The sequence below is a fragment of the Pedobacter jeongneungensis genome (assembly GCF_039538295.1).
GTDB lineage: Bacteria > Bacteroidota > Bacteroidia > Sphingobacteriales > Sphingobacteriaceae > Pedobacter > Pedobacter jeongneungensis.
In genome coordinates, this window is sequence record NZ_BAABBY010000007.1 from 408,224 (window position 1) to 430,246 (window position 22,023).

19 protein-coding genes and 2 tRNA genes are annotated in these 22,023 nt (G+C 37.4%); 4 read left to right on the forward strand and 17 right to left on the reverse strand.

The genetic code is table 11. The annotated features are described in order from the left end of the window. Positions 1–67 precede the first annotated feature (67 nt). Together ABD769_RS16030 and ABD769_RS16035 are read right to left on the reverse strand one after the other, a co-directional pair. Positions 68–1,741 carry an alkaline phosphatase family protein gene (locus ABD769_RS16030; RefSeq protein ID WP_344852404.1) on the reverse strand — a complete coding sequence of 558 codons (1,674 nt, stop codon included), beginning with the start codon at positions 1,739–1,741 and terminating at the stop codon, positions 68–70. 199 nt (positions 1,742–1,940) lie between these two features. Next, entirely contained in the window at positions 1,941–3,524 is a 1,584-nt protein-coding gene (locus tag ABD769_RS16035) for a Na+/H+ antiporter (RefSeq protein WP_344852405.1), read from the reverse strand. Positions 3,525–3,848: 324 nt separating this feature from the next. Here ABD769_RS16035 and ABD769_RS16040 point away from each other — a divergent pair, with 324 nt between their 5' ends. Further along, entirely contained in the window at positions 3,849–4,409 is a 561-nt protein-coding gene (locus tag ABD769_RS16040) for a GIN domain-containing protein (protein ID WP_344852406.1), read from the forward strand. Between the two features lie 229 nt (positions 4,410–4,638). Here the strand turns inward: ABD769_RS16040 and ABD769_RS16045 are convergent, their stop codons facing one another. The 14 genes from ABD769_RS16045 to ABD769_RS16110 all read right to left on the reverse strand — a co-directional run bounded on the left by ABD769_RS16045 (position 4,639) and on the right by ABD769_RS16110 (position 17,095). Then, positions 4,639–5,268 (reverse strand): peptidase associated/transthyretin-like domain-containing protein, encoded by a 630-nt coding sequence (locus ABD769_RS16045; RefSeq protein WP_344852407.1) that lies wholly within the window; start codon positions 5,266–5,268, stop codon positions 4,639–4,641. 157 nt (positions 5,269–5,425) lie between these two features. Continuing rightward, entirely contained in the window at positions 5,426–7,630 is a 2,205-nt protein-coding gene (locus ABD769_RS16050; protein ID WP_344852408.1) for a peptidase domain-containing ABC transporter, read from the reverse strand. Next, positions 7,620–8,939 carry a radical SAM/SPASM domain-containing protein gene (locus ABD769_RS16055; protein WP_344852409.1) on the reverse strand — a complete coding sequence of 440 codons (1,320 nt, stop codon included), beginning with the start codon at positions 8,937–8,939 and terminating at the stop codon, positions 7,620–7,622. Before ABD769_RS16055 ends, ABD769_RS16050 begins: the two co-directional genes overlap by 11 nt. A gap of 321 nt (positions 8,940–9,260) precedes the next feature. Further along, positions 9,261–9,467 (reverse strand): hypothetical protein, encoded by a 207-nt coding sequence (locus ABD769_RS16060; RefSeq protein ID WP_344852410.1) that lies wholly within the window; start codon positions 9,465–9,467, stop codon positions 9,261–9,263. A 371-nt stretch (positions 9,468–9,838) separates the two neighbouring features. After that, on the reverse strand, positions 9,839–10,057 hold the full coding sequence (locus ABD769_RS16065; RefSeq protein WP_344852411.1) for a hypothetical protein: 219 nt from the start codon (positions 10,055–10,057) through the stop codon (positions 9,839–9,841). Between the two features lie 33 nt (positions 10,058–10,090). Next, the gene (locus ABD769_RS16070; protein WP_344852412.1) at positions 10,091–10,297 is read right to left on the reverse strand and encodes a hypothetical protein; all 207 of its coding nucleotides are present in this window, start codon (positions 10,295–10,297) and stop codon (positions 10,091–10,093) included. A gap of 5 nt (positions 10,298–10,302) precedes the next feature. Continuing rightward, a complete protein-coding gene (locus ABD769_RS16075) occupies positions 10,303–10,527 on the reverse strand; it encodes a hypothetical protein (RefSeq protein ID WP_344852413.1) in 225 nt (74 codons plus the stop codon). 409 nt (positions 10,528–10,936) lie between these two features. Then, positions 10,937–13,369, reverse strand: a complete 2,433-nt coding sequence (locus ABD769_RS16080) for an outer membrane beta-barrel protein (RefSeq protein ID WP_344852414.1) — start codon at positions 13,367–13,369, stop codon at positions 10,937–10,939. A gap of 126 nt (positions 13,370–13,495) precedes the next feature. Beyond that, positions 13,496–13,654, reverse strand: coding sequence for a phage integrase SAM-like domain-containing protein (locus ABD769_RS16085; protein ID WP_344852422.1), 159 nt, complete (start codon positions 13,652–13,654; stop codon positions 13,496–13,498). Between the two features lie 321 nt (positions 13,655–13,975). After that, on the reverse strand, positions 13,976–14,107 hold the full coding sequence (locus ABD769_RS16090) for an Arm DNA-binding domain-containing protein (protein ID WP_344852416.1): 132 nt from the start codon (positions 14,105–14,107) through the stop codon (positions 13,976–13,978). Between the two features lie 259 nt (positions 14,108–14,366). Then, positions 14,367–14,440: transfer RNA gene (locus tag ABD769_RS16095), tRNA-Asp, on the reverse strand. Positions 14,441–14,635: 195 nt separating this feature from the next. Beyond that, positions 14,636–14,709, reverse strand: a tRNA-Asp gene (locus ABD769_RS16100). A 103-nt stretch (positions 14,710–14,812) separates the two neighbouring features. Next, entirely contained in the window at positions 14,813–15,886 is a 1,074-nt protein-coding gene (gene prfA, locus ABD769_RS16105) for a peptide chain release factor 1 (RefSeq protein ID WP_090501656.1), read from the reverse strand. 459 nt (positions 15,887–16,345) lie between these two features. Further along, positions 16,346–17,095: a UDP-2,3-diacylglucosamine diphosphatase gene (locus ABD769_RS16110; protein ID WP_344852417.1), complete on the reverse strand. Its 750-nt coding sequence runs from the start codon at positions 17,093–17,095 to the stop codon at positions 16,346–16,348. A 136-nt stretch (positions 17,096–17,231) separates the two neighbouring features. Between ABD769_RS16110 and ABD769_RS16115 the strand changes: the two genes are divergently transcribed. Further along, positions 17,232–19,358, forward strand: coding sequence for a prolyl oligopeptidase family serine peptidase (locus ABD769_RS16115; RefSeq protein WP_344852418.1), 2,127 nt, complete (start codon positions 17,232–17,234; stop codon positions 19,356–19,358). Positions 19,359–19,625: 267 nt separating this feature from the next. Here the strand turns inward: ABD769_RS16115 and ABD769_RS16120 are convergent, their stop codons facing one another. After that, positions 19,626–20,081, reverse strand: a complete 456-nt coding sequence (locus tag ABD769_RS16120) for a hypothetical protein (RefSeq protein WP_344852419.1) — start codon at positions 20,079–20,081, stop codon at positions 19,626–19,628. Between the two features lie 291 nt (positions 20,082–20,372). Between ABD769_RS16120 and ABD769_RS16125 the strand changes: the two genes are divergently transcribed. Both ABD769_RS16125 and ABD769_RS16130 read left to right on the forward strand, forming a co-directional pair. Next, a complete protein-coding gene (locus ABD769_RS16125) occupies positions 20,373–21,383 on the forward strand; it encodes an NAD(P)/FAD-dependent oxidoreductase (protein WP_025141836.1) in 1,011 nt (336 codons plus the stop codon). A gap of 43 nt (positions 21,384–21,426) precedes the next feature. Then, positions 21,427–21,753, forward strand: coding sequence for a 2Fe-2S iron-sulfur cluster-binding protein (locus ABD769_RS16130; protein WP_025141835.1), 327 nt, complete (start codon positions 21,427–21,429; stop codon positions 21,751–21,753). The last annotated feature ends 270 nt before the right edge of the window (positions 21,754–22,023 follow it).

Consider the following 22,023-nt stretch of genomic DNA (forward strand, 5'->3'; position numbering starts at 1 on the left):
AAATTTTATAAAAAAGCTGTATTCTCAATGAGGATACAGCTTTTTTGGTTGATATGATGGTATTGGTTTAAAAATTAATCAGCGTATTGCCGTCATAATAACTTGGCTTAGTTATGCCCAGGAATTTTAATATGGTAGGTGCAACATTGTATAAATAAGGCGCGCCATGATAATCTGTTGTTTTACGCTTAAATATCGGAGTTGTTAAGGCACTCCAGGTAATGGTTGCACTATTTTTGGTTAGGATATTTATTTTAGGCGTAACCAGACTTCCGTTATAGATTGTTCCCGTACCTTCATTCCCTTTAGTGTACAAAACTAGGTCAGCATTTTGCGGATGCGACGAAGTTAAAGCCGTAAAACTATAGGCACTAATGCTGGTTGCAGGCAAAGCCGATTTAAACAGCCTGATTTCTGAAATGTTACCGGTAAAATAAGGATTATAATTACCCGTACCATCCTGCCCTATTTTAAATGTGGTGCCGCTTTCTAAATCGCCCACGGCAGAAATATTACCTTCAGCAACTTGTACACCTCCATCATAAATGGTTGCTTTTTGCGTGCTGCGGTTAACTACGATGGCTACCTGGTGCCAAAGCTGATCGGTTAAATCAACCCCATCAACATCAAGCCTGTGGGTACCATCGCCAAAATTGGCCCTGATTACGCCGTTCCTGTTAGAAATAATAATTCCTTTGTTATAACCACTTGCCCAGTTCTTATTTCCGATAATTACCGGATCGCTTGTAGCAGATGTTGCCCTCGCCCTAAACTCGATCGTGAAACTACTGGTTGCACTCAGGTTAAAATTACTCAGGGCAGGTAACTGACCATAAACATTGGTTTTAAAATCGACTGTGGAGATGCTATGTGGTGTTGATTCTGTTGCTGTGGTTGGCAGGGCATTTACCAATTGAGGTGAAATGGCACTGTTATTTAAAATAATAAAAGCATTTTGTTCCGGATAGCTGGCTCCGCCGTGGCTGGCATCTCCACCATGATCGGTAGCCACAACAATCAGCCAATCTTCATTGTTATAGGTTGGTCTGGCTTTTAAAGCCGTTAAAATTCTTCCTACACGTGCATCTACCGCTTTTACCGAATCCATATACATTTGAGTGGTGGTTCTATAATTACTGGCGTGCCCGGCATGGTCTACATCATCGAAATGGCAAAATGAAACATCCGAATTGCTGGTGGTAATTTCCTGGATAATCCGGGTTTCTGTTGCGTTATCGCTTGCGCTGTTCTGTTTTACCGTTACATCCTGCGTGGCCACGATAAAATCGTTAATGGACGACCAGGTAACAATCGATGCAGTGCGTAATGCAGGCAAACTGGTTTTAATCTGCCTGAAAAAAGAAGGATAGTTTACAAAGTCTGAGCCTGAAAAACTATTATCAGATGCTTTGTGCTTGGCTACACCAACCCCGGTAAACAAAGCCGACCATCCATTTGACGACCAGGTGGGAACCTGCGCCAGCGCGTTGGTACTGTTGTACGATTGATCCATCAACGTTTTGAGGTTAGGTGCATTTGAAGCGGTAATGGCTTTCCATACACAGCCATCTATACCAATAAATAATACTTTTTTGGGTTTTGCTAGCGAAGCATTGTTTGCTAAAGATTGTTGATCTGAAATCTTTTCTCCTGCTGAGTTAGCCGTGTCGGCTTTTTTACAGGAAATGGTTGCCAAGATCATCAGGTAAGTGAGGGATGTTAAAAGCTTTGATGTTTTCATAGTTAAATTAAGGTTAAAATAATGTTTACATATAAATGATTTTGTTTAGCTAAACTAAACAAAATATCCATAAAAAAGAAGCCTTTAAAATAAACTATTTCATATGTTACACCGATTAATGGGAATTGCTATAAGCCGGGATTTAACCAGGTTTATTAACAACAAAAAAGCCTGACTTCATAGATATACCAGGCACGAATCAAATAATCCTCAATCTTTCTTCTTCAAGATCCATCTGATACAATTGATGGCGGATGATTTCCTCATTAATTGCAGGGTCTTTATTCAGTTCGGTAAGGTAAGCCCGCTGGCTTTCGAGCATCTCGATAAAAATGGTTTTGATCTGGTCGTTCATCCAGCTCTCATCGCTGGCTTTCGATTTTTCTTCCCAATGCTTTAACAACTTTTCCATTCCCGCATGTCCGTTTAATTCCTTCTCGTATTTATTTTTAAGAAACTGATAACTGTGTTGTTTTAAGCCTTGTTTCATGTTTTGTTTAACCGTTTCTTCATTTTCCTGCTTAAATATAAAACCAAAGGCCCTTGTACGTTTTATGATAGACGGAAGTGTAAGCCCTTGTACCAGAAGCGTAAGTAATATTACCACAAAGGTGATAAACAAGATTAAATCTCTTTGCGGAAAGGCTTTTCCATTATCGAATGTTAAAGGTATAGCCAATGCTGCGGCTAATGAAACCACTCCGCGCATGCCTGTCCAGCCGAGCAATAGTGGCATAAACATCAGTGTACGCCTGGAACGTGCAGCGGGTGCTACGCCTGGGCGAAATATAAGTGTGGCAAACATAGCGGCATAAGAGCTGATGATGCGGGCCGCAATCAGTACGCCGGTAACCAGTAAGCCATAGCCGATGGCGGTACTTAAGGGAATACCTTGTGAACGCAATCCATCCCTGATTTCAGGAAGCTCCAGACCAATAATTAAAAAGACTACACCGTTTAAAATAAATATAAAACTTTCCCATACACTAAATGCCCTGATGCGGCTGGTGCTGCTTAAAAATACCAATCGCCTGGCCGACATAAACAATCCCCCACTTACCACTGCCAGTACGCCAGAACTATGTACCTGCTCGGCTATCCAGTACATAAAATAAGGCTCAATAAGCATCAATGCAATATCAGAAGGTGCATCGGTAGGTAAATACTGATGCAGCCGGACAAATACCCAACCTAATAATAAACCAATGCCTGCACCGCCAGCTACCATCCACAAGAAGCTGCCAGCCGCATCCTGCCAGATAAACTGACCTGTGCCAACCGCAACCAATGCAAAACGGAAGATAATTAACGAGGAAGCATCATTCAATAAACTTTCTCCTTCTAAAATGGCAGCAGTAGATTTTGGGATTTTTACAAATTTTGTAATGGCTGCCGTACTCACGGCATCGGGCGGAGAAACAATACCTCCCAATAAAAACCCTATAGCAATTGTAAACCCCGGAATAAGATAATTGGTAACCAACGCTACAGAAAGTGCAGTAAAAAATACAACGAGGAAAGCGAAACTACCAATAATGCGCCACCATTTTTTCATTTCCTTAAAAGAGATCGACCAGGCAGCTTCAAATAACAGCGGGGGAAGAAATATAAAAAATATGAGGTTGGGATCGATTTTCACCTTCGGCAACCCAGGTATGAAACTGATTAGTAAGCCACCAATAACCAATAAAATAGGATAAGCAATTTTGAGTTTGGTAGCCCACATATTCAGTAGCACAATGATAGCTACCATGGCAAGTAAAAAAGGTAAAATGGTATGCATTACAGGTAAGGTTAAGGTAACGTAAAACTGCACTGAGTTTCAATACGTCAATTTATAAAAAATACCATACAAACTGGCCCATTCCGCAGCAATTTGAAATCTGCGCTGATTATAGCCGTTCACTGGCGCACACATACTGTTCGATAATGAACACTCAAACCATCCAAAAACACAGTTAAACATTTGATTATTAGATAAATACTATAATTAATGGTTTTGGCACTTCCTTCGTTAACATGCAATTGAACGATATGATCACCGAAAGAAACAATGGCTTCATATTATTTAACGAATTATTAATTAACATTCAAATTAACACACGCTATGAAAGCTTACTTAAAATCCCAAATTGCCACGGTATCAGTATTAATTTTATTATTGACCTATATTTTTCCGTCAACCGCCAGCGCTGCAGAAGATAAACCTGTAAAAACTGATAAGGTTGCGCCCTTCAGGAAAATCTTAATAAAAGGAAATATTGATGTGATCCTGGTTCAAAAGCCTGATGTTGGGATTTCTTATGCTGATGATAATGAAGGAACCGCCAGGGTAACACAACAGGGAGAAATACTAGCCATTATAGGAACCAGTGCCATGCGGGGCAAAATTATTGTTTACGTAAACGATCTCTACAGAATAGAAGCCGACGAAAATGCTACAGTAAAAACACAAGGAATTTTATCTACGAAATTTCTCCAGATTATTTTAAAGGGAAATGCAAGTGCTGATATTAACGCAAACAGCCAGGAACTTTATACAGCCATTTATGATAAATCGGAACTGTACTTAAGGGGAAATACCGATACACATTTCCTCATTATGGATAAGAACCCAAAACTGACTTTTGATCAGTTCGCAGCCTTGCGCACACAAGCAACTGAGTGATAGAATTTTGAAAGAATTTATCAGAACAAAAAAGCCTTAATTTTATAAGTTAAGGCTTTTGTTGCGGAATGGACGGGACTCGAGCGTTTGCAGTAGTCATTTCTAAAAGCAACTATGCTTACAATTATACCATTGGAGAATTAAATAATCTAAATATTTAGAATTCAACATAATTCGTTCTAAGTTTAATTGTCATTACTCCCTTAACTAATATCTTAAATAGATATTATTAATTCGCCTCGATGTAGAAGTTGTATTGATTATTACCGTTTACGGGAGTCATTTTTTTTATAGAAGATCTTTTAAGAATATTGTTGAGCATATTTGCTTTAACTATTTTCTTGCCATTTATAGATATGGCATCCGTTTCCGAATAGAGTTTTATCCATCCTGTATCGCTCACAATAAATGCCATACCAGCAATATTAAAAAAAACATTCTCGTTATTTTCTTTAGCAGCTTTCAAAGCATTTTCAAAGGACTTTTTATTTTTTACTTCGGAAAATCCTTCTAACACATTTTTGTATCCGTTATTCAATTTACCAGAATAAAACTCAGAAAACCCGGCCACATCGCTTACAGAACTTTTAAGCCCAAAATATAAGACTAATCTTGTATCACCCTTCAGGTCTCCCCAGTTTTCTCTCTGCCTGAAAGAAACAAACCCATCTTTTTTTAATTCTATTTGAAATTTTATGCTTCCCTTATCGATATTTTTGATTTTAACCTCATAGTAACCAGCTTTATCTGTTGCCCCCAATCGATTACCATTTTCGTCGGAAATTATAACAGAATCTATGGGCTGAAGTGTTCTGGAGTCAACTACGAGGCCCGAAAGGTGTATAATTCTTTGTTCCATGAGAGGATTTTTAGCAAATGTTATTGTCGATATGATAATGGTGAGTAAAATCACACTGATACTTTTATAAACCATGATATTTAAAAACTAGTTCTGCTATTATAACGGTAAAAATTTAAAACAAATACCATAAATGTACAATGACTACAGATTTTAATCAGGAACCTAGTTCAAGTTGATTTTTCACAAGTGAGAAATATTTGTCTTTAACTTTTAGCAATTCTTCATGGGTACCTTTTTCTATCAATTCTCCTTTTTCCAAAACAATTATCTGGTCTGCATTCTTTACAGTACTCAATCTGTGAGCAACCACGACAACTGTTTTTCCCTTAAAAAATTCAGAAAGATTATTCATAATAGATTTTTCTGTATTAGCATCAAGTGAACTGGTTGCCTCGTCAAAAAAAATGAACTCAGGATTTTTATAAACCGCCCTTGCGATCAAAACGCGTTGTTTCTGCCCCCCACTCAATTGCATGCCTACGTTTCCTATTTTTGTATTATATCCTAAGGGCAGTGTTTGCATGAGATCACCAAGACAAGCGATTCTAATTGCATTATTTAGCCGATCCATATCAGCATCCTGTGGATCGCAGAGAACAATATTAAACATAATTGTTCCAGCAAAAATATGTCCGTCTTGAAGTACAACACCACATTTCTTTCTCCACCCATCTGGATGTACCATTGCTAGTGATCTGTCACCCAATACAATGCTACCTCCGCTTGGATTATAATACAGCAATAACAACTTCATCAATGTAGTTTTACCACTTCCACTTGTCCCAACTATAGCAGTAATTTTATTCTTAGGTATTGTAAGTGTTAAATTTTTTAAAACAAATGAGTTAAAACTTCCTGGATATTTAAATCCTACCTGATCAAGATTCAGATCTTCTACACTGATATTTTCATTATTTTCATTGTAGCCTGCAGCCTCATCCGAGATAGTGTAAACATCCTCCACCCGTCTGTTAGATATTGCTGCATCTTGCGCGTCTCTTATATTATTGATAATATTTATAATTGGACTGCTTAATTGCCCCATAATATAGGATATACTGAGCAATGTACCTACTGACATTTTCCCATTAATGATAAAATATGCAGCTACGGCTATTGTTATTAACTCTTTGAGCTTTAGAATAAAATTTGCTCCCGATAATTGATACATATTGAGATAAAGGGAACTCAGCTCTAATTCATTCAACTTCTTTTGAAGACTAGTAATTTTATTTATCAGAGTGTTTTCTGCTTGATTAACTTTGATCTCAGGCATGTTCATGATAAATTCATAAAGATTATTGCTATTTTCTGATTGCCTTATGAACATAGAATATTCTAGCGTTGCTCTTTTTTTTAAGAAATAAGCAATCCAAATAATAGAGATTCCGCTCAACAAAAAGAATATACTGAATATAAGTTTGTCCATGAATACTAAAATCAAACTAAATGCCAAAAGGTTCAGAACATTAATCATGAAGCTGATTCCTTTCCAAGTTAGAAAGGATTGGACTTTAGAAAGATCAGACATTCGTTGAAGGGTATCTGAATTTAACCGGGTATCAAAATAGTTAACTGGCAGACGGATAAGCTTTTTAAGAAAATTTGTTTTTAATAAAATAGCTAATTTGAAATTAGATTTCGTAAGAATAAGATCACTCACGAAACCGGAGACAAAATTACCAAGAAACAGGAAAAATTGGGCTAACAATAATACCACAACCAAATTCAAAGATTTTGCTAAAATTCCCTGATCTATAACTTTCTTAAAAAGGATAGGGATCAGCCAATTGGCCATTAATCCAACAATAAGTAGGACAAATGAAATGATGTACTTAAACTTGTTTGCAAATACAAATTTCTTCAGATCCATAAAGAGCTTCCCCTGCCAGAAACTCACTTTTATTTTGGGCACTAAAGATATTGGCACTGGCGCCGTCTCCTCCCTCTGAAAAACAAGTGTTACGCCTTTATCACCATTCCCAAGCCATTCCCGGGTTAATAATTCTTCATCAACTACAGTCTTACCATAACCAGGATCAGCTATATGATACTTTAGTTTATCTCCTTTCTTACTTATCTTGTGTAGGACAACAAAATGGTCTTGCTTCCAAAAAAGAATTGCCGGCAAAGGAATTTCAGTAAGTTGAGAAGGAAGCAATTTCAATCCATTGGATTGTAATCCAAGTTTTCTTCCACCGTCTAAAATATCTTTTACTGACACCCCCATTCGGGTTACAGAACACAATTCTTTCACTGTTTTCATCGGTACATCGTACCCATGAAAGTTAGCCACCATGGTCAGACAGGCGGGTCCACAATCGTTGCTTTCAAGCTGGTTAAAAAACTTAAGCCTCATTAAGTTGCAATGCTTCGATGATCTCCTCAACTTTGGTTTTTACCACTTCGTCTTTAAGCGCCTCATCACCATAATATACACAGTATTCTTTTTCTCCTAAAGATTCAAGAGCATGTTGTGAGCAGCCTCCATTACAAATCGGCATTAATCTGCAGCTAAGACATGGCTTATTGTTGAACTTTGCATTCATTCTTCTTTCGAGATAGTTATCTTCCCATATCAAATCACCTTCATCTGTTAGATAGCCGGCACGTTTTGCGGTTGTGAAGTCACGAGCAGTACATTTAAATAAATCTCCATTATAATTAATAACTGCACTGTTACGTTTATCAGCATAACAGGAGTCTCTTACATTGTTTGGTGACATGTGCTTAACCTGTATTCCCTCCGCTTTGATTTTTTCAATATTATTACCTACGATCACACCAATATCATCCACCTTAGCATCTTGCCAAACCCTGTGGTAATCCATTAATAGAAATGTCGATTTGATATCGGTAGAAATATCGTGAAATTCCTCAGCTATTTTATAAGCGTCGTCAATATTTTCTGAGGTATAATTGACCCGTAACCTCACCGGAAATTTATTCAACAGCAGCTTCTTAATATTTTTTATGATAACATCGTAAGATCCTCTTGTTGCACTTACATACCTTACCTCATCGTGCTTTTCTTTATAACCATCTAATGTTATTTGCAGTGCAGGAACTATTCCGCAATGCTTGAAAAAATCTATGAATTCATCCGTTACTAGGTAACCATTTGTGGTAAAACTTACAGAGTAGTCTACTCGATTTTGAATACATTCTTGTTGTAACTTAACAATAACTGGTACAACGTCCCTATCAAAATAAAGTAGTGGTTCACCACCAAAAAAAGCAACGTTAAAGTTGTGCATTCCAGGTCTGCGTACTGTTTTTTCTATGAAAAAACCGATTTTATCGACCATATCAACGGAAAGACTGGATTTTTTAATGTGTGTTTCATAGCAGTACCAACATTTGAAATTACAATTCATAGTCGGGTTAATGGTCAGTAAAAAACTATTTAAATTTTCATCAACTTGCTTTACGACATCTTTAACTTTCTGTATTTCATCTACATTCTTATCCACTAAGTATTCTTCTTTTTTCAGATAATCATAAAACGTAGGATGAACTTCTTGAAGCGAATCAATTTCTTCGTGTTTAGCGGCATCTAATAGATCCTTTAGTAGAGGATCTATTATTAAAAACTTCTGATTAAAAGAATTATACAAAGTGAATTTGTCTTTGTACGGTATAATAGAATTAAATTGACTGTATTTCATAGCGTTAAAAAAATTTAGTGATAGCAGCAGCACTCCTTATTTAGGAGTACTGCTAAAAATAGTTAATTGGCTTTAGCTGCCGCAGTGAGGCTGAATATTGTTATGGCAATTAGCGTCATTATTGCCATACATCCCACAACCTGGTGCGCAATTACCACCTAGACAATTGTTAGAGCCTTCGCCGGAGATTTCCTCAGCGTTTTTAGACGACGAAAAGCTCGACGAAAACCCTCCGATTAGGCTATTACTATAATCTGCTTCGACTACTTCATAACCTTTCAAATTGTGACTTAAATTCATAATTTTAAATGTTAGTTAATATCAATTACACCCTTTATAATTGTTGCAAGCAATATTTTGCCATGCACCACAGAAAGCGTCGCAATTTCCGCCTAAACAATTATTTGATGTACCAGAGTCTCCCTCGCTTTCTAGTGAGGAAAAACTTGAAGAGAAACCACCGACCAATTCCTTTTGCGAATCAGTGGTCAAATCATCGTAAAATGATGGATTAAATTCTAAATTCATACAATCTTATTAATGACCTTACATACTCTTGATGTCCGGTCGGTGAATAATGTTTTAGTTATTTATCCGGCAACAAATCACTATGCTCCACAATGCGCCACCGCGTTGCATTGCACATTTTGTCCGGAGCCACAACTTGATGTACAATTACCACCCTGGCAATTGTTTGCGCCTCCTCCTTCAGAGTCTCCATCGGGGTTCCCACTATTAAAACTGAGAGAAAATCCTCCTATTAACTTGTACTCTAAATCATTTTGAATCCCCTCGAAATGATTTATATTAAATTTGGCTGTTAATGACATATATTTATAAATTAAAGAGTAGTATTAGTGGTTGAACCTCGATCTGAGAGATCAATTTAATTCAACTTTTTATACACCACAAAGAGACTTTGTATTGCATTGAATATTTTGTCCTTCTCCGCAAGTACTTCTACAGTTACCTCCTTGACAATTATTGGTCTCGCCACCTCCCTCTCCACTATCCTCATTATTAGCAAAACTTGCAGAAAACCCACCGATTAAATGATTGCCGTCTCTTTCATGAATAGATTCAAATGCCGTTACATTAAATTTGATTATTGTTTTCATAATATTTTTTAAAAAAAATTTAAGCCCAGCGATTTAACCGTGACAACCGGCTACTGTATTGCATTTTATATTTTGTCCAGAGCCACATATGTCCAAGCAATTACCACCAATACAATTATTCGTAGTCCCGTCCGATCCAGATTCTTCAGAATTTGTGAAAAAGCTTAAAGAAAAACCACCGATAATACTATTTGCGCCTGTTTCTGAAATAGACTCAAATGAAAGTATTGCATCTTTCATAGACACTATGGTTTAGTTCCGCAGCCCGCTATAGCATTACAGCTAACATTTTGACCTTCACCACACTTCGCGACACAATTGCCACCTGCACAATTATTGGCTCCCCCACCTTCTCCTTCCTCGTTGTTAATCATTGCCATACTTGCTGAAAAACCACCGATTAATTTTTTTTCCGAATCCTCACTGATTGTTTCAAAGTCGTTGACTTGAAAGTTTAATTTAAATTTCATAAAAATGTTTTTTTTATATTATTGATGCATTCAATAATCGGAGTATCAGGCACCACAGTGCGCAATGGTGTTACAATCCTTGTTCTGTCCCTCGCCACAGCCAGTCTGACAGTTTCCACCCATACAATTATTTCTTTCACCGCCTTCTGAATCTAAAGCCGATTCAGATTGGTTTGAATAGCTAGCAGAAAAGCCACCGAGAAGTAGCCCATCGATTTGTTCGGAAATTACCTCAAATCTAGAGATGTTGAAATTGGCTAATTTAGATTTCATATAAGAGAGACTTAGATGTATGATTAATATGCGTTTATTATCAATAATCTAATATACTTATAAGTAATTAATATACATAAAAAAAATGCTAATTATACTGAATCTAAATAACGACTATTCCTTTAGTTGTATCCCATCAATTTAATCTTCTCTTTATTTCCTCGTTAGCGGTATTTTTACTCTTTATTGTTCTTAACTTATTATTTCCAAATGAATAACGTACACTTAAAGATACTGATTGCGTATAATTATTCTGATTCAGAACATTAGACAAAAATGCATCATTTGCCTGGTACAACAAGGTCGTCTTAGCATTTGTATTAAACATATCGCTTAGGAAGAACGCAAAACTGAAATTAGCAAGGTTTTTCCGAACTCCGATATCCGTCGAAAAAAGTGGGTTATCTCTTCTTACAGAAATATCCTGTGTAGGTCCCAGATACTTCATGGTTACAAATCCAAGCAACATTTTCTTTTTTGAAAGATAAAGGGTACTATTTGTCGAGAAGCTATAATTTAAATTATGAAGATTTTTTTGCGTCGAGGCGATGCTATTATTCTCGAATTGATAACTGTTTCGATTTAATACCGCTGAAAAATTTACCTCCCATATTCCTTTGAAGAATTTTTGTGCTGTGAAAAAAGACAAATATAAATTATTTGAATTTCCATAATTCAAGTATGTTCTTTTCAGCAAAGTGCTTTCAGCATTATAGAATGGAGTAATAAAACGGCTGTATTGATTTTGAGAAGAACTATACCCTGCAGAGAAATAATATTTATTGTCAAAGATATAGAGCACATCAGTACTATATGTATTAACGGGCTGCAAAAATGGGTTGTTTTCAGAAAAATATCCAGGATTAAAGTATGTACGACCAGGAAATAATAGCTCTATAGCGGGTCTTTTTATTTTTTTAGCAAAGGATATAGAAAAATTATTCCTCTTATTCAAAGAATACTGCAAGGAAAAATTAGGAAATAAACTAAAATAGGAAGAGTCTGCTGATTGCCCCTTCGACTCATTTTTAGTAGAATAATTAATGTGCTCACCTCTAAGCCCGACGATCCCCTGTAGTTTTTTACCTATAGCCCTTGTAAAACCCAAATAAAATGCAGCATAGTTTTCAGTGTATTTGTAAATATTTGATATGCTGTGGTTTTCTACATATTCATTTTTTGAATCAACGAGGTTAGCATAAGAAAGGTTGTTTAACATTCTGGTATTACTAATCTGTCCACCTAAGTTAAAACGTGTTTTTGCATTTATTTCAATAGCGTAATCTATTCCTTCCGAGAAATTGAGAAATTTTTGAGGAAGTACGTTTCTATAAAAGCTGGCTCCACCAAATCCTTGGCTATCATTACTTTTTATAAATTGCCCTAAATCTGTATTTTTCTGATTATACTGATTATAATCAATATTAATAGTTAACTGCTTCTTGCCTAAAGAATCAAATTTGTGCTGAAAATATAAATTTCCAAAATTATATAAATAGCGGTCCTTTCCGTTTACGGGAGACAGAATAGATGAATCTAATTTTTTAACTGGAAGATTCAAATAATCTGTCCGGTTGCTTTGATTGCTTGTCCCGCCAACAGAAGATGCAAAACCATTGAAGCTTAATAGATTTTTTTTATTTATATCGTAATCAAGCCCCAGACCACCTCCAAGTACCAAATAACGCCGGAAGTAACTTTTATCATTGTTCTGTGAGATTATGCCATCCTTTTCTATGATTAAATTCTGTGAGGTATTATAATTATAGCTATTGTTAGTAAATGGTGATAATCTAATCCCTACTTTGCCTTTCCGGTAGTTTACTGACCCGTTAAGCGTTGCAGTATTATAAGCCCCCTGCTCATCACTTAACATCAAGCTTCCAGACCAACCTTCACCAGCAAGTTTTTTAAGATTTATATTGATTATACCTCCAGTTGCGTTTGCTTGGTATTCGCTGCCAGGATTGGTTATTACTTCAATATCCTTTACATTTTCTGCTGGCGTAGACCGTAGCTGAGCAATTATCATCTCCTTTGGAACATTTGACTTTCGATTGTTAATATAAATGATCGTATTCTCTTTGTTTAAGATTGAGAAAATCTCAGATTTATTGTCAAATTGTATAAAAGGGGCAAGTTTTAATATATCGATAGCGGCGGCTCCTTGAGTAATCGATTGGTTTGGTGTAAAGATAAATCGATCGGCTCTTCTGGAAATCATCTGATTCGTCCCTTGAATCTGAACTTCATTAAGCATTTTTTCCCTTGAGGCAATAGTTAAGATAATATTTGTTTGTTTACTCATCTTTACTGTATCAGATCTCTGAGTAAGATAAGTTGCATAAATATAGATTGAAGATGAGTCTGCTGTAATATTAAAACTACCATCGGCTGTTGACAGAGTTGATGAAACAATATTTTTTTTCCCATTTAAAATTATAATCGTGGCGTATTCAATCGGCTCACCCTTAATTGTGATCACCTTTCCTGATAAAACATTCTGTGCAAATACAGAAATAATACACACATAAAATATTAGGAATACAGTAGCTATACAAATTTTCATTACAGATTATTAATTTTTAATGGACGTAAATATATTATCTATATTGAAATAAAAATATTTTTCTGAAATTTATTTTAAACAATAATTTAGGTTGATTATTATTTAGGTATGAGACCAATTCAGACACTAATTAACAGCCAGACATCCGTTACCTAAACATATACGGACGATTTTGCCGAGATTTTTGATGTATTTGATCGCTGAGTTATTCCCACAGTTGCAGACGCTACTAAGATAATATTCAAAATCAACTAAGAAAGCAAAGTTGATCTTTGTAACTGAAATTTCTGAAAAATTATAATTTAACTACATACAGCCCTTAACGTGCATCAGACAGGTCTCGTAACACTCAAGGGTACTCTTTTCAAATTCTTTGCCGATGAGGCTTTTCATCTTGGCATTGTGATCTTCAAATACGGCAACCAGGGTCCTTGATTGAAACGCTTTGCCAATGAAACAGTTCTTAACTGTTTTTGCCGTAACGGTTTCGTTCCCTACCGTCATTATTTGGTGAAGCTCCTGAGCCTTTGACTGCAACTTATCTAGATAAACATTTAAAACCCTGGTTTCTTCTTTGGTACCAGCAGCACGCCCGGCATGTGTGTTTCAGCGATTGGGATCACAAGATTTTCCCGTTGAGGTTTCTGCCCGTCGTCCATCAACTGTAAACCGCCAATAAATGGTTATTGGACCGTTTTTGTAAGTAGAGCGCTTTTTTAAATAAAAAAGCAGATTCATGTTTGTTCTCAATGACAAATGAATAAAGTGAAACAAAATTGTTAATTCTGTCACTTACAGTCAAGATGTTTAATGATTGAACCAGCTCATAAAACAAATGTTTAAGCTATAATTGGTGAGCATTCATACCGTTTATTGTGCTCACCGAATTGCTCACCTTTTTCTTACGAAAAAATGAATAATTTGGTATTTCCAGAAAACGAAAAAGCCTGTAAAAATTTAATTTACAGGCTTTTAGTTGAATTTAAAACTATTTTCGCGGAATGGACGGGACTCGAACCCGCGACCTCCTGCGTGACAGGCAGGCATTCTAACCAGCTGAACTACCACTCCTCTTGTTCTCCTTTAAAGTTTGAACCTCTTTCCCCCTTCGGGATTGCAAATATAAAGACAATATTCCGTTTATTACCATAATAAGCAACATTTAATGCTATAATTATGTAACTCACTGATGCTCATTCTAAATAATTTTAAGAGAGCATTTTAAAACAAAAAAGCCTCAACTTTTGCAAGTTAAGGCTTTTGTTGCGGAATGGACGGGACTCGAACCCGCGACCTCCTGCGTGACAGGCAGGCATTCTAACCAGCTGAACTACCACTCCTTTTGTTCTCCTTTAAAGTCAGAACCTCTTGTCTCTTTCGAGGTTGCAAATATAGAGACTATATCTTAATTCGCAAACTTTTTTTTCAAAAATATTTAACCCCTTAACCTACAGCGCCTTCCTGCATCTTTTCTGCATTTTCAGCAAACTGAAGTGCATCAATAATCTCCTGAATATCGCCATCCATAATGCTTGGCAGGTTATACATCGTTAATCCGATGCGGTGTTCGGTAACACGCCCCTGAGGGTAGTTATAGGTTCTGATTTTTGCTGAACGGTCGCCGGTTGATACCATTGTTTTACGTTTAGCAGCAATATCACCATTCTTTTTCTGCAATTCGATATCGTAAAGTTTACTACGCAACATCTCCATTGCAATTACGCGGTTACCCAGTTGCGAACGTTCCTGCTGGCAAACTACCACAATACCCGAAGGTTTGTGCGTTAACTGCACCTTGGTTTCTACCTTGTTTACGTTCTGTCCACCGGCACCACCAGAGCGCGAAGTCTGTAGTTCAATATCAGCCGGGTTAATATACAAATCAATCTCTTCTGCTTCCGGCAAAACCGCTACAGACGCAGCAGAGGTATGCACACGCCCCTGCGTTTCCGTATCAGGCACACGTTGCACACGGTGCACGCCACTTTCGTATTTTAACTGACCATAAACATCATCGCCGCTTACTTTCAAAATCACCTCTTTATAACCACCAGCCGTACCCTCGGTTACATCTACAGTTTCCACTTTCCAGCCCTTGGTTTCGAAATAACGGGTGTACATGCGGTATAAATCGCCGGCAAATAAAGCAGCTTCATCACCACCAGTACCACCACGGATCTCAAATACGGCATTTTTAGCATCTTCAGGATCTTTAGGGATTAACATCAAACGGATATTGCTTTCCATTTCTTCCTGTTGTTTCAACAGCAGATCAAGCTCCTCTTTTGCCATTTCGCGCATTTCAGGATCTTTTTCAGTCGCTAAAATCTCTTTATTGGCATCAATATTACTCATCACATTTTTGTAGATTTTGTACTCATCTACAATTTTGCCCAAGTCTTTATATTCTTTATTTAAAGCCGCAAAACGTTTCATATCCTGGATTACATCCGGATTGCTCAACGATTCTTCCACATCTTCCCAACGCAGCTTTATAGCTTCTAATTTATCTAACATATTTATTCTTGTTGAAATTTCCTGACGATTGGCATAGGCCCAAAAATTCAGGAAATGCAAAAATAAGGAAAAAAGCTGAATTTGTTGTTTGGGGAGAATGGTTAATTGGCTAACTGTTTGAATCGTTAAGTTTAAAGTTTAAGGATGGGTATTATATTATTTAAATGGTTTTGGAAATGAACGGGTTCTGTTTCTGTGGTGGCCTGTAGTCCCGCTATCACTTCAAGTCCTCTCCCGATGAAAAATCGGGATCCGGGCTTTTCGTTCTATCGGGTTTAGATACAAAGGGTGGTGCATTTTAGGCACCTCGCAACCCTAAATAGCAGCAGAAACCGGGGTATCTAAACGGGATTGCAGTGGCAGCTCCCGATTTTCCTTCAAAATCGGGACTACAACGAAAAGCCCGGCGAGCATTAAACTGATGCTACAGGTGCTGCTTTCCAAAAAAACAAATAGGGACTATAAATTAGGCTTATAATACTCCAATTTCAACTCCTGCCCATCAAACACTGCGTAAGAATTATAATTTAGCCACTCGCCGATATTTACATACCTGCTCCCGCTGCCCAAATCAATATCGAGCGGCAGGTGCCTGTGCCCGAAAATAAAATAATCGAAATGCGTTTTTTGCAATTGCGCTTTGGCATAAATGGCCAGCCATTCTTTATCCTCGCCCAAAAACACTTCTTTTTCGGTCTGCGCTGCCCTGCTGCCCCTGCTCCAGCCGTTGGCAATGCCAATACCCAAATTAGGATGCAAACGCGCAAAAAGCCATTGGCAAACTTTACTTCTAAAAATTTTTCTTAAAAATTTATACTTATTGTCTCCAGGCCCCAAACCATCGCCATGGTGCAGGTAAAATTTCTTTCCACCGCGTTCAATAATCAGTTCATCGCTGATAATTTCCATCCCAATTTCAAGGATAAAATAATCGCGTACCCACATATCGTGGTTTCCTTTAAAAAAGTAAATTTTTATTCCCGCATCGGCCATGGCAGCCAGCTTACCCTGTAAACGGATAAAACCTTTTGGAACCACAGTAGCGTATTCGAACCAGAAATCGAAAATATCGCCCATTAAAAAGAGTTCGCTACAATCTGGCGTTATAAAATCCAGCCAGCTCACAATCCGCGCTTCACGGGCACGGCTTTCGGCATAATTTGGTGTGCCTAAATGAAAATCGGAAGCGAAATAAATGTTCTTAGCCATGTGCAGTCTCAAAGGTAAAAGAAAAAAGTGGAAAGCTTAGAGAGTAAAGCCGAAAGACCAAAGCCTAAAGCAATACAATCTGGGAAATCAACCCAAAGGAAAAAAGACATATATTAGTAAATAAATCTGTTTCACTATGAAAAAACAAATTGTATTAAGCTTATTTGCATTAAGCCTTTTCGCCTGTAACCAGGGCAAAAAACCTGCAGAAAAAATAACATTGATGAAATATCCTGAAACTAAAAAAGACGACACTAAAGATAATTACTTTGGTACCACCATCGCCGATCCATACCGCTGGCTGGAAAACGATACCTCTGCCGAAACAAAAGCCTGGGTGAATGCCGAAAATAAAGTGACGCAAAATTACCTGGAGCAGATTCCATACCGCGCCGACATTAAAAAACGTTTAACCGAAATCTGGAATTACCCAAAAGAAAGTGCTCCATTTAAGGTTGGCGAATATTATTTTTTTACTAAAAATGATGGACTGCAAAACCAAAGCATCTGGTTTATTAAAAAAGGATTAGACGGCAAAGAAGAAGTTTTTCTCGATCCGAATACGCTTACAGCTGATGGAACGGCGGCCATTTCAATCCTGGGTTTTTCGCACGATAAGAAATACATTGCTTATTCTGTAGCACAGGCCGGATCAGACTGGAGCAATATTTATGTAATGGAAATTGCCACCAAAATGAAAATGGGTGATGAACTGAAATGGACCAAATTTTCTGGAGCAGCCTGGAAAGGTGATGGTTTTTATTACAGTAAGTTTGATGAGCCTGCAAAAGGAACCGATCTTTCGGCTGCCAATAAGTATCAAAAAGTTTATTATCACAAGTTAGGCGATCTGCAGAAAAATGATCAGCTGATTTTTGAAGATAAAACAAATCCTAACTTATATTTTGGTGCCAGCGTTACCGAAGATGAACGCTTTTTGGTGGTATATGCCAGTGCGGGTACATCGGGAAATGCATTATATTATCAGGATTTAAAAGCACCGGAAAGCAAAATAGCACCGCTGATTAAAGGTTATGAACATAACCATAGCGTTGTGGATAATGTTGGCGATAAATTGCTGGTGAATACCGATTTAGGCGCAGAAAATAAACAGGTTGTTCTGATTGATCCAAAAAATGCAGATTCGAAAAACTGGCAGAAAATTATTCCGGAATCAAAATTAGCTTTGGAAAGTATCGGAACTGGCGGCGGATTTTTATGGGCAACCTATTTAAAAGATGCCAGCACTAATATTATTCAATTTGATTTAACAGGCAAGAAAATTGGCGACGTAAAATTACCTGCCATAGGCACGGTTGGTGGTTTTGGCAGTTATAAAGAAGACAAAGAATTCTTCTACACTTTTACCAACTTCACCACGCCAAGCAGCATTTACCGTTATGATGTGGCTAAGGCCGAATCAATTTTATACAAAAAATCGGAACTGAAGTTTAATACCGAAGATTTTGAAACCAAACAGGTATTTTACCCTTCTAAAGATGGCACTAAGGTACCGATGTTCATCGTGCATAAAAAAGGGATCAAACTTGATGGCAATAATCCTGTTTATCTTTATGCTTATGGGGGTTTCCAAATCAGTTTAACGCCTGCATTCAGTTTATCGCGCATGTTGTTTTTAGAGCGTGGCGGCATTTACGTTCAGCCAAGTTTGCGCGGCGGAAGCGAATATGGCGAAGCCTGGCATAAAGGAGGCATGTTGGCTAAAAAACAAAATGTGTTCGACGATTTTATTGCCGCAGCCGAATACCTGGTGAAAGAAAAATACACTAATCCATCTAAAATTGCCATTTCGGGTGGTTCAAATGGCGGACTTCTGGTTGGTGCCTGCATGACTCAAAGGCCTGATCTTTTTAAAGTGGCTTTACCTGCCGTTGGTGTGCTCGACATGTTGCGCTACCATAAATTTACCGTTGGTTGGGGCTGGGCAGTGGAGTACGGAACGAGCGACAAAAAAGAAGATTTCGATTACCTGATCAAATATTCACCGCTTCATAACATCAAAAGCGGCGTAAACTACCCTGCTACATTAATCACCACCGCCGATCATGACGATCGTGTGGTACCTGCGCACTCTTTCAAATTTGCGGCAACCTTACAGGAAAAATATAAAGGCGAAAACCCGGTTTTAATCAGGATTGAAACCAAAGCTGGCCATGGCGCAGGTAAACCCACCACAAAATTAATTGAAGAAGCTGCTGATGTGTGGAGTTTTGTATTTCAGAATTTGGGAATGAGTTGGTAGTTGTCATTCCGCCACAGAAGTAAAAAACCCGGGAAAATTTCCCCATGCAGACTTTTGCTTCTGTGGCAATATATCATCGAGATAGAATTTTCGGGAAGCCTGTGATAAATTCCGTACCCAAGCAGCCCGTCTTAATTACAATTTCTATTCTATCTTCTGCCTGCACCCCTTTAAACTTTAGGTACACATAGAAGAAACCCGAAACTTTCATCTTACCTAGGTTATAAAACACAACATAATAATTTGTAGATCTGCCCACCGTTTTCATCAACTTATCACCTGTGTTTCTACATAATGCTTATCCTTTAGTGACAAGCGATTTATAAATAACAACAATATGTCAGAAAACCAGAATTTAGACACAAATATTAAAACAAGGATCTGAAAAATATAGCCCCAAATAACAGAAACCAAAGTTCCATCCTTCACAAATCCCCGTCCATAAAATAGATAGAGCACTAAAAACGGAATAGTTAAAACATAACTCAAAATAGTGATCTCCCGACTAAATTTGGTTTCTTTTACTGTAATGTGCAGATCAATGACTAATAGGGATAACAAAGGGATGATTAATAGCCATTTCCAATGGCTATTTCCTGAATAAAGGCCCCAGATGCAGAAAGGAATAAAGGCAGCTGGCAACTGCCAGCTCCGTCCGCAAAAGAGAAACAGCAATACCCAAATTGCAATTAGAGGCAAAGCAATAAAAAAATAATCAAGCATGATTAAACTAAAATTTTAGGGAAGTTATTACTTTTTTGGAATTTTAGCTGTATCTGATAATTTTATTGCAGTTCTCTAGCATCTTTTAAAGTTAATTTATCAATTCCCCACTAAACCCATAGACCAATTATAATTTGCTTTAAATCACTAAAAACCTTTAACTTTTGTTTTCAATTAGTTCAAAGCATATAAAATACTGAATATAACAGGATTGCAAAATTATCTAGAATATTTCTAAATAGCAGAATTGATAAGACTTTATTTTGTAACTTTGCGTCAAATTTTTCTTTAATGATCACTACTGATATAGCCGTAATAGGCGCTGGTCCGGTTGGTTTATTTGCCATTTTTGAAGCCGGTTTATTAAAAATGCGTTGTCATTTAATTGATTACCTTCCTCAGGTTGGTGGTCAGCTGTCTGAAATTTACCCTAAAAAACCGATATACGATATTCCAGGTTACCCATCTGTGCTGGCCCAGGAACTTATCGATAACTTAATGGAGCAGGCTAAGCCTTTCCATCCAACGTTTACTTTAGGCGAGCGTATTGAAGGTTTAGAAAAGCGTGGCGAAGCCGATTTCGTTTTAACGACGAATATGGGTACTGTTATCGAAGCTAAGGTTGTGGTTATTGCTGGTGGTTTAGGCTGTTTTGAGCCACGTAAACCAGCAGTAGAAAACTTAGAGAAATTTGAGAATGGTAAAGGTGTAAATTACATGATCCTTGATCCGGAAAAATACCGTGACCAGAAAATGGTAATTGCAGGTGGTGGAGATTCAGCTTTAGACTGGACGATTTACTTAGCAGAAGTTTGTTCTGAATTAACATTGGTTCACAGAAGCGAGAGTTTCCGTGGTGCGCCTGATTCGGTATCCAAAGTAATGGCACTGGCCGAAAGTGGCAAAATCAATTTGGTTTTAAACAGCAATCTTCAGGCCGTTCAGGGAACCGATAAATTAGAGCAGGTTGAGATTGTTCAGAACCGCACCATGGAAAAAACAGTTGTTGAGGCTGATCACTTAATTCCTTTGTTTGGTTTAAGTCCTAAATTAGGTCCGATTGAAGACTGGAACTTAAATATCAACAAAAGTGCGATCGAGGTTAATGTTGATGATTATTCTACAAATATCCCTGGAATTTATGCTATTGGCGATATTAACACTTACACCAACAAATTAAAGCTGATTCTGTGTGGTTTCCACGAGGCAGCATTAATGAGCCACAGCGCTTATTCGTACATGAATCCGGGTGTTAAATACACGATGAAATATACAACTGTAAACGGAGTTTCAGAATTTTAAGCTTTCTCCTATATTTGCTATTCAAATAATAAGAGAACTAAAAATGGAAAACAATATCAATATATACATGCAGGAGCCGGATGGCTCGGTTACTGAACACGTTGCCCCAACTGACATGGGTTTAAGCCTAATGGAGTTTTTAAAGGCTTCGGAATACGATATTTTAGCCACCTGTGGCGGAATGGCTTTATGTGCCACCTGTTGTGTTGATGTTTTGGAAGGCGAAGAGAAACTTAACGAAATGACAGACGATGAGTATGCCATGCTGGATACTTTACCTGATCTGTTACCAAACTCACGTTTAGCCTGCCAGTTGCAGTTAAACAACAATATGGACGGTTTAAAAGTAAAGTTACACGGCGTAAGCTAGGTTGTAAATAGTATAAAAGAAAAGGCCGCAAATTAATTTGCGGCCTTTTCTTTTAGATCAGACGTCATTGCGAGGAGGAACGACGAAGCAATCTTACAACGATCGCTACTAGCGAGTGTATTAAGATTGCTTCGTTCCTCGCAATTGTAAAGGTTTAGTAATTCGGTAACAGAATTAGCTTTGTAAATAGCTAATTATAATTTATGCGAATAAACACTAACGACCTTACCTTAAAGCGGAATTATTTAAGTAAATACCGTTTTCTAATCA

Excerpts from the sequence above, each read along its gene's own strand:
- ABD769_RS16060 (WP_344852410.1), bottom strand. The coding sequence starts at position 9,467 with ATGAATTTAGAATTTAATCCATCATTTTACGATGATTTGACCACTGAT.
- ABD769_RS16070 (WP_344852412.1), bottom strand. The coding sequence starts at position 10,297 with ATGAAAGATGCAATACTTTCATTTGAGTCTATTTCAGAAACAGGCGCA.
- ABD769_RS16120 (WP_344852419.1), bottom strand. The coding sequence starts at position 20,081 with ATGCTTGATTATTTTTTTATTGCTTTGCCTCTAATTGCAATTTGGGTA.
- ABD769_RS16115 (WP_344852418.1), top strand. The coding sequence starts at position 17,232 with ATGAAAAAACAAATTGTATTAAGCTTATTTGCATTAAGCCTTTTCGCC.
- ABD769_RS16055 (WP_344852409.1), bottom strand. The coding sequence starts at position 8,939 with ATGAAATACAGTCAATTTAATTCTATTATACCGTACAAAGACAAATTC.
- ABD769_RS16130 (WP_025141835.1), top strand. The coding sequence starts at position 21,427 with ATGGAAAACAATATCAATATATACATGCAGGAGCCGGATGGCTCGGTT.
- ABD769_RS16035 (WP_344852405.1), bottom strand. The coding sequence starts at position 3,524 with ATGCATACCATTTTACCTTTTTTACTTGCCATGGTAGCTATCATTGTG.
- ABD769_RS16040 (WP_344852406.1), top strand. The coding sequence starts at position 3,849 with ATGAAAGCTTACTTAAAATCCCAAATTGCCACGGTATCAGTATTAATT.
- ABD769_RS16110 (WP_344852417.1), bottom strand. The coding sequence starts at position 17,095 with ATGGCTAAGAACATTTATTTCGCTTCCGATTTTCATTTAGGCACACCA.
- ABD769_RS16090 (WP_344852416.1), bottom strand. The coding sequence starts at position 14,107 with ATGAATCTGCTTTTTTATTTAAAAAAGCGCTCTACTTACAAAAACGGT.
- ABD769_RS16030 (WP_344852404.1), bottom strand. The coding sequence starts at position 1,741 with ATGAAAACATCAAAGCTTTTAACATCCCTCACTTACCTGATGATCTTG.
- ABD769_RS16075 (WP_344852413.1), bottom strand. The coding sequence starts at position 10,527 with ATGAAATTTAAATTAAACTTTCAAGTCAACGACTTTGAAACAATCAGT.
- ABD769_RS16125 (WP_025141836.1), top strand. The coding sequence starts at position 20,373 with ATGATCACTACTGATATAGCCGTAATAGGCGCTGGTCCGGTTGGTTTA.
- ABD769_RS16080 (WP_344852414.1), bottom strand. The coding sequence starts at position 13,369 with ATGAAAATTTGTATAGCTACTGTATTCCTAATATTTTATGTGTGTATT.
- ABD769_RS16050 (WP_344852408.1), bottom strand. The coding sequence starts at position 7,630 with ATGAGGCTTAAGTTTTTTAACCAGCTTGAAAGCAACGATTGTGGACCC.
- ABD769_RS16045 (WP_344852407.1), bottom strand. The coding sequence starts at position 5,268 with ATGGAACAAAGAATTATACACCTTTCGGGCCTCGTAGTTGACTCCAGA.
- ABD769_RS16065 (WP_344852411.1), bottom strand. The coding sequence starts at position 10,057 with ATGAAAACAATAATCAAATTTAATGTAACGGCATTTGAATCTATTCAT.
- prfA (WP_090501656.1), bottom strand. The coding sequence starts at position 15,886 with ATGTTAGATAAATTAGAAGCTATAAAGCTGCGTTGGGAAGATGTGGAA.